15 protein-coding genes are annotated in these 12551 nt (G+C 50.7%); all 15 read left to right on the forward strand.

Annotation, left to right across the window (positions count from 1 at the left end; translation table 11 throughout):
• Positions 1-92 precede the first annotated feature (92 nt).
• A complete protein-coding gene (locus Q320_RS0107985) occupies positions 93-956 on the forward strand; it encodes an energy transducer TonB (RefSeq protein WP_027468561.1) in 864 nt (287 codons plus the stop codon).
• The gene (gene ruvC, locus Q320_RS0107990) at positions 956-1477 is read left to right on the forward strand and encodes a crossover junction endodeoxyribonuclease RuvC (protein ID WP_027468562.1); all 522 of its coding nucleotides are present in this window, start codon (positions 956-958) and stop codon (positions 1475-1477) included. The genes Q320_RS0107985 and ruvC overlap by 1 nt, the downstream gene beginning before the upstream one ends.
• A gap of 159 nt (positions 1478-1636) precedes the next feature.
• Positions 1637-2104, forward strand: coding sequence for a hypothetical protein (locus tag Q320_RS0107995; protein ID WP_035853137.1), 468 nt, complete (start codon positions 1637-1639; stop codon positions 2102-2104).
• 76 nt (positions 2105-2180) lie between these two features.
• Positions 2181-2834, forward strand: a complete 654-nt coding sequence (locus tag Q320_RS20740) for a phosphatase PAP2 family protein (RefSeq protein WP_051534587.1) — start codon at positions 2181-2183, stop codon at positions 2832-2834.
• A gap of 89 nt (positions 2835-2923) precedes the next feature.
• On the forward strand, positions 2924-3517 hold the full coding sequence (gene ruvA, locus Q320_RS0108005; RefSeq protein ID WP_027468564.1) for a Holliday junction branch migration protein RuvA: 594 nt from the start codon (positions 2924-2926) through the stop codon (positions 3515-3517).
• Positions 3518-3969: 452 nt separating this feature from the next.
• Positions 3970-5013, forward strand: coding sequence for a Holliday junction branch migration DNA helicase RuvB (gene ruvB / locus Q320_RS0108010; protein ID WP_027468565.1), 1044 nt, complete (start codon positions 3970-3972; stop codon positions 5011-5013).
• A 344-nt stretch (positions 5014-5357) separates the two neighbouring features.
• Entirely contained in the window at positions 5358-6035 is a 678-nt protein-coding gene (tolQ, locus tag Q320_RS0108015) for a protein TolQ (protein WP_027468566.1), read from the forward strand.
• A 12-nt stretch (positions 6036-6047) separates the two neighbouring features.
• Positions 6048-6461 carry a biopolymer transporter ExbD gene (locus Q320_RS0108020; RefSeq protein ID WP_035853140.1) on the forward strand — a complete coding sequence of 138 codons (414 nt, stop codon included), beginning with the start codon at positions 6048-6050 and terminating at the stop codon, positions 6459-6461.
• A complete protein-coding gene (gene tolA / locus Q320_RS0108025; RefSeq protein WP_027468568.1) occupies positions 6461-7351 on the forward strand; it encodes a cell envelope integrity protein TolA in 891 nt (296 codons plus the stop codon). Before Q320_RS0108020 ends, tolA begins: the two co-directional genes overlap by 1 nt.
• Before the next feature lie 13 nt (positions 7352-7364).
• The gene (tolB, locus tag Q320_RS0108030) at positions 7365-8639 is read left to right on the forward strand and encodes a Tol-Pal system beta propeller repeat protein TolB (RefSeq protein WP_027468569.1); all 1275 of its coding nucleotides are present in this window, start codon (positions 7365-7367) and stop codon (positions 8637-8639) included.
• A 71-nt stretch (positions 8640-8710) separates the two neighbouring features.
• Entirely contained in the window at positions 8711-9256 is a 546-nt protein-coding gene (pal, locus tag Q320_RS0108035; RefSeq protein WP_027468570.1) for a peptidoglycan-associated lipoprotein Pal, read from the forward strand.
• Between the two features lie 188 nt (positions 9257-9444).
• On the forward strand, positions 9445-10188 hold the full coding sequence (gene ybgF, locus Q320_RS0108040) for a tol-pal system protein YbgF (protein WP_027468571.1): 744 nt from the start codon (positions 9445-9447) through the stop codon (positions 10186-10188).
• 112 nt (positions 10189-10300) lie between these two features.
• Positions 10301-10945 (forward strand): 7-carboxy-7-deazaguanine synthase QueE, encoded by a 645-nt coding sequence (gene queE / locus Q320_RS0108045; RefSeq protein ID WP_027468572.1) that lies wholly within the window; start codon positions 10301-10303, stop codon positions 10943-10945.
• A 65-nt stretch (positions 10946-11010) separates the two neighbouring features.
• On the forward strand, positions 11011-11697 hold the full coding sequence (gene queC, locus Q320_RS0108050; RefSeq protein ID WP_027468573.1) for a 7-cyano-7-deazaguanine synthase QueC: 687 nt from the start codon (positions 11011-11013) through the stop codon (positions 11695-11697).
• A gap of 57 nt (positions 11698-11754) precedes the next feature.
• Entirely contained in the window at positions 11755-12537 is a 783-nt protein-coding gene (locus Q320_RS0108055) for a 5'-methylthioadenosine/adenosylhomocysteine nucleosidase (RefSeq protein WP_027468574.1), read from the forward strand.
• The last annotated feature ends 14 nt before the right edge of the window (positions 12538-12551 follow it).

The following is a 12551-nucleotide window of genomic DNA, read 5'->3' on the forward strand; positions in this document are numbered from 1 at the left end:
TTCACACTTCAAACGGCGAGCAGCGTAAGCCTTGAGCCGCCTGTGCTACACTCGCTCGGGTTTAAAAGCAATGGCGCGAATAGGGATACGAAATGGATAGACGAGATCGTTTTATGGCAATGGCCATTGGTTTTTCTATCATTGCACACGCCTTTCCGATTTTCGGCATTAAATTTGTCATGCCCGATCCACGACAATTTCTATCGCAACAGCCACTTGATATTGTGCTGGTGAACCAAAAAACCAAGAGCAAGCCGACAAAAACAGATGTCGAAGCCCAAGCCGACCTCGACGGCGGTGGCAATACCGATGCCGCGAATCACCGCGTGAAATCAGCGCTGCCTGCTGATAGCAAAGCACCATCACCCGAATTGGAACAAGTTGAAGCGCAGCAAAAACAGCTTGAAGATCGCTCAACGCAATTGATGACGCAGCTCAAACACAGCACCGCATTGCAAACCGATAGCAAAAATACACCAGAAAAACCCGACGGCAGCGGCAAAGAAGCCGAAGACAGAAAACTGCAAGAACTCAAAATGGCCGGTCTGGCGGCGCAAATTGATAAACAAAATCACGATTATCAAAGCAAACCACGCAAAGCTTTTGTCGGCGCGCGCGCCAAACAAACCAGCGTCGCGATGTATATGGACAATTGGCGGCAGCAAATTGAAAAAGTCGGCACGCTAGCGTATCCAGTTGATGCCAACGGGAATAAAATTTACGGGCAATTGCGCGTCACCGTCGAAATCGCCGCCGATGGCCGACTTCTCAACGCCGAAATCGACAAATCATCGGGTAATCCACAGCTCGATAAAGCTGCGGTACGAATTCTGAAAATGTCTTCCCCGTTTAAAAAACTGCCACCCGATATGCTCGACGCCGCTGGCAAACCAGCGCAAATCCTCGTGATTACCCGCACGTGGACGTTTGAGCGCCAAACCACGTCGATCGATTGATGCGCATTCTCGGCATCGACCCCGGCTCGCGCACCACTGGTTTTGGCGTCATTGATGTGGTCGGGCAAAATCGCGTTTATGTCGCTTCGGGCTGTATTAAAACCCAAGGTGGGCCGCTGCCAGATCGGATTAAAATCATTCTCGACGGCATTGCCGAAATTATCCGCACTTACCAACCGAATGAATCCGCAGTCGAACAAGTCTTCGTCAACGTTAATCCCGCCGCCACCTTGATGCTAGGCCAAGCACGCGGCGCAGCCGTTGCCGCCTTGGTGTTGGCCGGATTGCCTGTCGCTGATTACACGGCGCTGCAAGTCAAGCAAGCCGTCGTCGGCAACGGGCACGCCGATAAAACCCAAGTGGGCTTGATGGTACAGCGACATTTACGCCTATCAGGCGTACCACAAGCCGACGCCGCCGACGCACTCGGCGTCGCCCTCACCCACGCCCAACACAGCGGCGGCATCGCCAAAAAATTGATGGAATATCAATTGTCGATGAAACGTGGGCGGATGGCGTAAATCCCGACACACAGATATACCAACGCAGTAGCGTAGGGTGGGTTAGGCCTGTCGAAAATGCAGAGCAATCACGCTAAGCACCTAGGCCGTAACCCACCATTACACAGCAGATGTATATCAACGCCGCCATTTTCAAATAAAGCCTAGGGAGTAATACCCATGACCATCAACGATTACGCGCTCTGGCGCGGGCTGCATGTGTTGGCCATTGTATTTTGGATTGGCGGCGTGGCGTTTGTGACAACCATTTTGATTCCAGCGCTGCGCCGCAGTGGTGACGACTATGCGCTGTTTGAAAAGCTTGAACATCGTTTCGGCCTACAAGCCAAATTCAGCACGCAAATCGCGATGATTTCGGGTTTTATGATGCTGCATCTGAGCAATAGCTGGTCGCGACTCGCCGATACGTGGTGGCTATGGGCGATGATTGCGACGTGGGGTATCTTTACGCTGATGTTGTTTGTACTGGAACCGTGGCTGATACATCGACTACTCCATCGCAAAGCCCAAATCGACCCAGCGGGCACGATGGCGCTGTTGCAGCGATTGCATTACATCCTACTCACGCTCAGCCTCATCACCGTCGCGGGTGGCGTCATTGGCGCGCACGGCGGTGTGTGGTTTTAATCGCCGTGACTTATTACCCAGACCCCCGCTTGAGCCTCCGCTAAAATTCACCGCACCTTTTTTGGAGTTTTAAGGAATGCGGAATTTTAGTTTGCGCCACGACGCGGTCGCGCCCGACACGCTGCGTCGTCTGAAATGGTTGGCGTTTTCAGGCTTCATCTGTTTATTGCTACTCACCGCCTTAATCGACACCCCCGTCCTGAACCAGCTCGATCAAACCATCAGCGATGCGCTGTATAACGCACATCCGGCGTGGATCGCCGCCTGCAAATTGCTCGCCGCGCTGGCGAGCTTTCCCATTTCGCTGCTGATCGCACTGGGTTTTAGCGTGTGGTTTTGCTGGCGCGATCGCGCTGCAGCGCTCGGTTTGCCGCTGGCGGTGATAGGGAGTTGGAGCGTGGCGGGGCTGATTAAATACAGTGTGCTGCGCCCACGACCCGAGTTGCTGCACTTGGCGCATGCCAATAGTCCCTCGTTTCCCAGCGGGCATTCAATGGTCGCGTGGGCTTTGCCATTTATTTTGGCGCTGATTTTTTCGCAACGTCAGCCCACCAAAGCGTGGCGATTTTACGGCGCAGCGCTATCGATAGCGCTGATCTGCGGCTTGGCGCGCGTTGGTTTGGGCGTGCATCATTTTAGCGATGTGCTCGCCGGCTACAGCGCCGCGATGCTGATCGTCGCTGGATTTGCTGTGTGGTATACAAAATATCAGCACAGATTTTCCGCGTAGCGATTCTTTTTGCACAAAATCAAAGCAAAGTGAACGAACGTCCAAAAATACGACTACAATCCCAGCAATTACTTTTTGGAGCTGCCGCTATGATTGGACGTCTCACTGGCCTGATTATCGAAAAACAGCCGCCGCACATCGTGCTCGACGTCAATGGCGTTGGTTATGAAGTCGACGTGCCGATGAGCACCTTTTATGTGCTGCCGCATCTCAGTGAAAAAACCACGTTATTCACGCATCTGGTCGTGCGCGAAGACGCGCAATTGCTGTACGGCTTTGCCAGCAAAGACGAGCGCAATAGCTTTCGCACGCTGATTAAAGTCTCCGGCATCGGCGCGAAAATCGCGCTGGCGATTCTGTCGGGTATGACCGCAGACGAGTTGGCTAGCGCGGTGGCTGCGGAAGACATCCAACGCCTGTCTACCGTGCCCGGTATCGGCAAAAAAACCGCCGAACGTTTGGTGCTCGAACTGCGCGGTAAACTTGCCACCAGCGGCCTCACTAGCACCCCAGGCGGCCTGCCATTTAGCACCACACCCGATGATCGCAGTGATATTCTCAACGCCTTGCTCGCACTCGGTTACAACGAACGTGAAGCGAATATGGCAATGAAAACGCTACCGCTGGATGCCGATGTATCGACCGGAATTCGGATGGCGCTGAAAGCCTTGGCGAAAGGATAAAATCTAGATCACGAAAAACACGAAAATAATACATCAAATTATTTAGTATTTTTCGCCTGCTATGCAGACCCATCGCTTTGTAAAATTATTAAAATTCAGATGATGTATTGATAAATTTCGCGCTGGTCGAGCTGGGGCTTAAAATCCCGTCTAAGCGCACCGAGCACGAAGAAAGACAAATAGCTTTATCATTTGGCTTTCGCCACGCGAGGGCATCGGGGACCGATGTGCGCCTCGGGCGGCCTTCTTTGCTTACTTTCTTAGCCGTTCAAGGAAGTAAGTGCCGCGCGGCATGAGCGCGACCATCTTGGCAATAAAGCTGAAGCTTCAAATCTAGCGACGCATCCATTTACCAAGATTAAATTTGAATAACCTATTAGAAATGCATATGTATTGACCTACAAGCCATTATTTTAAATGACTACAATCATATACGTCACAAAAAGCAAACCATGATCGAAACCGACTCGCTATTTTCTGCTCCGCCGCCGGATCGTGTGATTACCGCGCAAAAGATTTCTAATCACGAAGACGCGCAAGAAAAAGCGCTGCGGCCGAAATTGCTCGACGAATACGTCGGGCAAATGAAAGCGCGTGGGCAACTCGAAATTTTCATTGAAGCGGCTAAAAAACGCGGTGAAGCGCTCGATCATGTCTTGCTATTTGGCCCGCCGGGACTCGGAAAAACGACGTTAGCGCATATTATTTCGCGTGAACTCGGCGTCAATTTGCGACAAACCTCAGGGCCAGTGTTGGAACGCGCTGGTGACTTGGCGGCGCTGCTGACTAATCTGGAGCCGCATGATGTGCTATTTATCGACGAAATTCACCGACTTTCTCCGGTAGTTGAAGAAATTCTTTATCCGGCACTGGAAGACTTTCAGCTGGATATTATGATCGGCGAAGGCCCAGCAGCGCGCTCGGTGAAGCTCGACTTACCACCGTTTACATTAATTGGCGCGACGACGCGGGCGGGGATGCTGACCAATCCGCTGCGCGATCGCTTCGGCATTGTGGCGCGGCTAGAGTTTTATACGCCGGAAGAACTCACACGCATCGTGACGCGCTCGGCGAGTTTGATGAAAGTGGAAATGGATGCCGATGGCGCATTTGAAGTGGCGCGCCGTTCACGCGGTACACCGCGGATTGCTAATCGTTTGTTGCGGCGCGTGCGCGATTTTGCCGAGGTGCGGCACGATGGCATCGTCACGCGGGATATCGCCGATGCCGCGCTGGAAATGCTCGACGTTGATCACGCGGGTTTGGATGTGATGGATAGAAAAGTGCTGCGCGCAATTCTGGATAAATTCGCAGGCGGGCCGGTGGGTTTAGATAATGTCGCCGCCGCGATTGGCGAATCGTCCGACACCATCGAAGAAGTGATCGAACCTTATCTAATCCAGCAAGGCTTTTTACAACGCACGCCGCGCGGCCGTATGGCAACGCTCAGCGCTTACTTGCATTTCGGCCTGAACCCACCAAAAACCGAAGCTTAAAAAAAATTAGTCCACGAAAAACACGAACAAGAGCAAAATTTTAGCCTTTGTATTTATTTCGTGCCTTTCGTGTTTTTCGTGGACTCTCGTTTCGACTCACCCAGCACTCTCCATACACACCAAACACAAACCGTAACTGAGCTAATATTTTTACCTTTATTCGCTTTTTTGTTCGTGCCTTTCATAATCCCCGTTTTTCGCCTTTCTCCTCTAATACCGTAACTAATGACATTTAAGCTATGATCATCAGGAAAAATTAGGCAAAATTGCTAAACTTTTCAGCGCCTGTTCGCTCTGAGCTTATTCCTCTCATTCAAAATTCAGCCCATTCGGAGCTTAGATTCATGCAACCTGTTGAAGATATGTCGATTATTAGCTTGGTTTTACAAGCGAGCATCGTCGTGCAAATGGTGATGGTATTGCTATTGGCGCTGTCGTTTATGTCGTGGTGGCATATTTTTAGTAAACATTTCACCATCAGCACCGCCAAAAAACATACCGATGAATTTGAAGATCGTTTTTGGAGCGGCTCGGATTTGAATGGTCTGTACGAGCATGTCAAACATGGCCGCAACGCGATTGGCATGGAAAAAATCTTTATGGCCGGTTTCAGCGAATTTTTGAAACTCCGCCAAAAATCCGGCATGGAACTCTCTGACGTGATGGAAGGCTCGCGCCGTGCGATGCGCGCTTCCTGCCAACGCGAACTCGATCATTTGGATAAACACACCTCGTTCCTTGCTTCAGTCGGCTCGGTCAGCCCTTATATCGGGCTGTTTGGTACGGTGTGGGGGATTATGTACGCGTTCAAAGGCCTCGGTAATGTTGGCCAAGCCACACTCGCCACGGTTGCGCCGCATATTGCCGAAGCGCTCGTTGCTACGGCGATTGGTCTGTTTGCCGCGATTCCAGCGGTCGTTGCGTACAACCGTTTTGCGCACGATGTTGATCGTTTGGCTGGCCGTTTTGATACCTTTATCGAAGAATTCTCGAATATCTTGCAACGCCAAATCGGCAAATAAGGGAGCGATATCATGGCTCGTCGCCCTCGCCGCGTTAAAAACGAAATTAATGTTGTGCCCTATGTCGATGTGATGCTGGTGCTGCTGGTGATCTTTATGGTCGCCGCACCCGGTATGCCGTCGGGCTTGGTTGAATTGCCCTCCGCAGGCAAATCTAGTCAGCAAGTGACCGGCAATCCAATGACGGTTGAAATCAATAAAGATGGCGCTTTGCTACTTAAAGACGGCAAGGACAGCACGCCGTACGCCGATGCCAAAGCGCTGGCCGTGGCGATTAAAGAAAAAGTGGACGCCGCAGCTGGAACCGAGCGCCCTGTCGTTATCGCTGCGGATAAAAATGTGCGTTATGAAATCGTAATGCAAACCACTGATGCACTACGAATCGCCGAAATCCCTCGCGTGGGTCTACAGGTCTATCAGAAGTAATGAATCCAAACCGCTCAAATTATCCTGATGAACAGCGTGGGTTGGCCTTTGTGCTGGCGGTCGGTATGCACGTGCTGCTCGCTGGATTTTTGCTATTTTCAGTGCAATGGAAAACCAAAAAGCCTGAACCGGTCGTCGTCGAATTATGGGGCGCGCCGCCACCTGCTCTGGTCGCTAGCGAACAGATAGCTATCGCTAAACCCGTTAAAGTACCAGAAACCAAACCTGATCCTGTCCCCGTTAAAGCGCCGGACATCGTAACGGAAAAAGTCAAAGCGACGCCGATTCCGACTGCGAAAGCCACCGCCAAACCGACTGCCACGCCAACCGCGAAGCCAACATCAGCGCCAACACCGACCGCAGCGCCTAAAGCCACGGCACAGCCAAAAACAGTCGCAACACCGGTTCCCGCTAAAGCGACATTGCCGCCGAAAAAAGCGGAAGTGAAAAAACCAAAGAGCGAATTGCAAGACGCGCTATCGTTCGACAATATGCTGGATGCAGGTAGTAAGAGCGATAAGCCAAACCCCAACGCCAAAGTAGGCGGCAAAGCCGGCGGCACAGGCGATACTGTGGGTGCAACGGGTAATGTCGGCAAAGGCAAGGGTGCTGGTTTGGGTGAGGCTTATGCCAAGGGTGTCGGTCAGGATATTAAACAGAAAATCGTCTATACCCCGAGCAATCAAAACCCACGTGTTGCCTACAAAATTTACTTATTACCTAGCGGTGAAATCCGCGATATTGAACTGGTGAAAGCCAGTGGCGACCCAAAATGGGATGAAGCGGTGAAACGCGCCATCCAGTTGTACGCGCCGTTCCCGAAACCGCCAGCAGGCGCATCATTTAACGATTACCGCGATATTCGTTGGGAATTTGCCCCGAAAGAATAAAGGAGAAGCAAACTTGTTACTCAAACGTGTTTTACGCCATTTTGCCTTGCTGATTTTACTCACCAGCAGCGTAGCGCAAGCGGATATGACGATTGAAGTGGTTGGCGTCGGTAGCCAGCAATATCCTATCGCCATCATTCCTTTCCAAAATGAAAACATAGCGAATCAGCCCGTTACGCCGGTAATTGGCAATGATTTAAATACCAGTGGGGTGTTTAAGGTTATCAGCGTTACTGATACAAGCTTGCAAGCCTATACCCCTGCCGCGATCAATTTTTCTGCTTTGCAAGCCAGCGGCGCGCAATATGCGGTGATTGGGCAAATTCAAAGCGAAGGCGGCCAAGCGGTTGTGAAATTTTGGTTGATCGATGTCGCGAGCAAGCAAGAGCTGATTGCGTTTGAAAAGCGCGGCAACCCAGCGCAATTGCGCCGTATCAGCCATCAAATCGCCGATATGATTTACGCCAAAATCACTGGCAAAACTGGCGCGTTTGCTTCACGGATTGCCTACATTCTGAAAACCGGCAAAAGCTATGAGCTGCAAGTCGCTGATGCTGATGGTTACGGCGCGCAAACCGTACTGAAATCTAGAATGCCGATTATGTCGCCACGCTGGTCGCCTGATGGCGGAAAATTGGCTTATGTGTCGTTCGAGCTAGAAAAACCCGTGGTCTATGTGCATGAACTAGCGACCGGTAAACGCTGGGCAGCAGCTAATTTCAAGGGCAGCAATTCATCACCAGCCTGGTCGCCCGATGGCAAACAACTTGCAGTGGTCTTGAGTAAAGAAGGCGGTAGCCAAATTTTTATCGTTGATGTGGATGGTAAAAATCTACGCCGCGTCAGCCAAGGTGGTGAAATTAACACTGAACCAAGTTTCACTGCCGATGGTCGAAGCATCATCTTTACGTCGGATCGTGGCGGTAGCCCGCAAATTTATCGCTCGTCGATTAGCGGTGGCAATCCAGAACGGCTGACTTTTTCGGGTGGCTACAATGCCAGCGCGAAAATCTCGCCGGATGGCAAATCGATGACGTATATCACGCGTGACAATGGTTACCGCGTGGCCATTATGGATTTGGCGACTCGCCGTAGCACGACGTTGACGTCGACCAATATGGACGATTCACCGTCGTTTGCGCCGAATAGCTCGATGATTTTGTATGAAACGGATGTCGGTCGCCGTGGCACTTTGGCGATTGTTTCTAGCGATGGCAAAGTAAAACAACGCTTGAAATCGCAAAACGGCGAAGTCCGCCAACCCGCTTGGGGCCCGATGTTGCGGTAAGGCAGCCCACGATGTAAGGGTGGGCTTGAGCCCACCGAGCAATCAACCCTTTTTGAATCGGAGAAATACAAATGAAAAAAATCGCCCTGAGTATCGCAATGACCGCTTTGTTAGCTGCTTGCTCAAGCACACCAACAGCGCCAATCAAAGATCCAAATGCTGGCCAACAAACCAATACAAGCACCACCACCGGTAGCGAAATCAAGACCGTCGATACCAGCACGACCAGCGGCAAATCGATGTTTCCAGAGCTAACCGATCCAAGCAATGTCTTGTCGCAACGCCGCGTGTACTTTGATTTTGATTCCTTCGTCGTGCGTCCAGACTTTAATGAAATGGTACAAGCGCACGCTAAATTCTTGCTCAGCCATAAAGACGTGAAAATCATTTTGCAAGGTAATACCGATAATCGCGGTACTGCCGAATACAATTTGGCCTTGGGACAAAAACGTGCAGAAGCCGTGAGCGCAATGCTCAAAGCACTGGGCGTGCCAGACAGCCAAATCGAAGCGGTAAGCTTCGGTGAAGAGCGTCCGCTGGAAAATGGCGATACCGATGAAGCGTGGGAACGCAACCGTCGTACCGACATCGTTTACCCAGGCGAACAAAGCAAGTAATCAATACTGACACTTAAACTGCAAGTTTAAAGTCAAAAAAAATTGTCCACAAAAAGCACGAAAAAACACGAAAAGGGATAGAAGGTTGACTGCCGACCCGATTACAATTCACTTTCGTGCTTTTCGTGTCTTTCGTCGACTCCGCTTTTAATGCTGCTCAGGACTACTTTACCGTTATGAATGAACCAATGATCCACTTCAAAAAAAGTATCATCGCCTTCGCACTGGTGGCTTGGAGCGCGTCTTCCCAAGCAGGTTTGTTTGACGACGACGTAGCGCGCCAGCAAATCACCGACCTAACCAATAAAGTACAAACGCTGCAACAACAAAATCAACAACGCATCGACCAGCTCGAAGCCGGCAATAAACAAGTTCTCAATTTAGTTCGCCAGATCGACGCGCAAAAAGAAGCGCTGGCCAAACTCAATGGCCAAAATGAAGTGCTGCAATTTAATTTGGATGAAGCCATCAAACGGCAAAAAGACTTGTATATCGATTTGGACACACGGTTGCGCACCATCGAGCAAGCCAAAGCGGAAACCAAAGCCGCGGTGCAATTGAGCGAGCAAGAAAGCTTTGATGCCGCTGTGGCGCTGGTGCAAGCGAAAAAATTCAAAGAAGGTAGCGCAGCGCTGAATAAATTTGCGATTGACTTCCCGAAAAGCGAGAAACTTCCCGCCGCGCAATACTGGCTAGGCACTAGCTATGCGTTTAGCAAAGATTATAAATCGGCTACCGTTGCATTTAAAAACGTCGTCGACAATGCCCCGACCGATGCCAAAGCGCCAGATTCCCTACTGGGCTTAGCTTCCGTTGCGGCTGCCAGCGGCGACAAAAAAGGCTCACGGAATTACCTGATTACAATCATCGAGCAATACCCACAATCAGAAGCCGCCGCTAAAGCGAAAAAAGCGCTGATGGCGCCGAACTAATTAGGGCAATTGTTAACTGCCCAAAGCATTAAATCAGTATAAAATACCTGACGGCATCGGATTTCGATGCCGTTTTTTATTCCCCCGGACTGTTATCCGGTTAGGAGCTTGAATGCGTGAAGAACTGAGAATTACCGAAATATTCCATTCGCTACAGGGAGAAACTAGCCGGATGGGCCTGCCCACGGTGTTTGTGCGGCTCACTGGCTGTCCAATGCGCTGCGGCTATTGCGATAGCGCGTATGCGTTTACTGGCGGCAAAACGCAGCTAATTGATGACATCATGCAGCAAATCCGCGCATTTTCCTGCAATACCATTTGCGTCACCGGCGGCGAGCCGCTGGCGCAAAAAGCGGTGCACATCCTATTCAAACGCCTGTGCGATGAAGGTTTTGATGTCAGCGTTGAAACCGGCGGCGGCCAGCCAATTGAGACCGTTGATCCCCGTGTTTCGCGAATTTTAGATATCAAAACCCCCGGTTCAGGCGAAATGCACAATATGCATTGGCCGAATGTCGACGCCGTCAATCGCCGTGATGAAATCAAATTTGTCTTGGTTGATCGCGCTGACTACGAATGGGCGCGCGATAAGGTACGCCAAGAAAAGCTCAATGAACGTGCACCGGTGATTTTTTCCCCCGTTTGGGAAACCCTGAAGCCAGCCGAGCTTGCAGAATGGGTGATTGCCGATAAACTGGCTGTACGAGTGCAAGTGCAATTGCATAAAATTCTTTGGGGTGAAAAACCAGGGGTATAGATCGCTAGCAATTTATATTCAAAGGTTGTGCTTAAATACCCTTAGTTTTTAGAATTGGAATTAATATGAACAAAAAAGCCGTCATTCTTTTATCCGGTGGTCTCGATTCGGCCACTTGCCTTGCAATCGCCAAAGCCAAAGGTTTTGATTGCTACGCGCTGTCTTTCGATTATGGCCAACGCCACAATGCTGAGCTGCAAGCCGCCGCCCGCGTAGCTAAAGCGCTCGGCGCGATTGAACATCGCGTGATTAAAATTGATCTAGCCGGATTTGGCGGCTCGGCGCTCACCGACGCAAATATTGCCGTGCCAGTGGATGGCGTTGAAAATACCAATGAAATCCCGGTGACTTACGTGCCAGCGAGAAATACCGTGCTGCTGTCGTTCGCGCTGGCGTGGTCGGAAGTCTTAAAAGCCGATGACATTTATATTGGCGTGAATGCGGTCGATTACTCGGGCTATCCTGATTGCCGTCCAGAATACATTTCAGCGTTTCAAGCGATGGCACGCTTGGCGACTAAAGTCGGCGTGGAAGGCTCATCACTCAATATCCACACACCGTTGATTCGTCTGACTAAAGCCGAGATCGTCGCCGAAGGTCTGCGATTAGGTGTTGATTACAGCTTAACGGTCACTTGCTATCAAGCCAATGAAACTGGTGAAGCTTGCGGTGTTTGCGATGCTTGCCGTTTGCGCGCTGCTGGATTTGCAGCAGCGAAGATGGCCGATCCAACGCGCTACGCTAGCAAATAATTCCCATCGGCGGCTGAATCAGCCGCCTTTTTTACATCTGATTAAAACGACAATTCCATGAAATCAACCCTCCCCGCCCGCCTTGGCCTTGTGTTTGCGATGGAAGAAGAGCAACAAGGTTTAGCCGAGCATTTGCAAGACGTGCAAATTCATCTACTCGGCAAACGTGAATATCGCAGCGGCACCTTATGGGGCGTGCCTTGCGTATGCGTGTTGTCCGGCATCGGCAAAGTGGCTGCGGCCAGCACCGTCACCAGTTTGATTCAGCATTTTGAAGTGACGCAAATTGTGCTCAGCGGCGTTGCGGGTGCGGCTGATACGAGTTTGAAAGTCGGCGATATCGTCATCGCGAATGAACTGATTCAGCACGATATGAATGCGTTCCCGATTTTCCCTAAATTTGAAATTCCGCGTAGCGGCAAAAGTCGTTTTGCCACATCCAGCGAACTGAGCCAACAGCTTAGTAATGCAGCGCAGTATTTTATTCAACATGAATTGGCTGAGCACATCAGCGCTGCATCGCGCGCGCAATTTGGCTTGGATCAAGTGCAGATTGTTAAAGGATTAATTGCGAGCGGCGATCAATTTATTCAGGATTTGCAAGTCTTGGCGGCACTAAAACGGGAATTACCCGATTTGCTGGCGGTGGAAATGGAAGGCGCAGCGATTGCACAAGTTTGCGATGATTTTGAAATTCCGTTCGCAATTATGCGGACAATTTCAGATGAAGCGAATGAGCACGCACATCTGAATTTCAAGCAATTTATTCATGAAGTCGCCGCACAATATAGCTTGGGGATTTTGCGCCAGTTTTGTGCGCAGTGGTTTAAAGCAAACTAATCAAAGCTAGGGTA

Origin of the sequence: Deefgea rivuli DSM 18356 (genome assembly GCF_000620145.1) — a bacterium.
Lineage (GTDB): Bacteria > Pseudomonadota > Gammaproteobacteria > Burkholderiales > Chitinibacteraceae > Deefgea > Deefgea rivuli.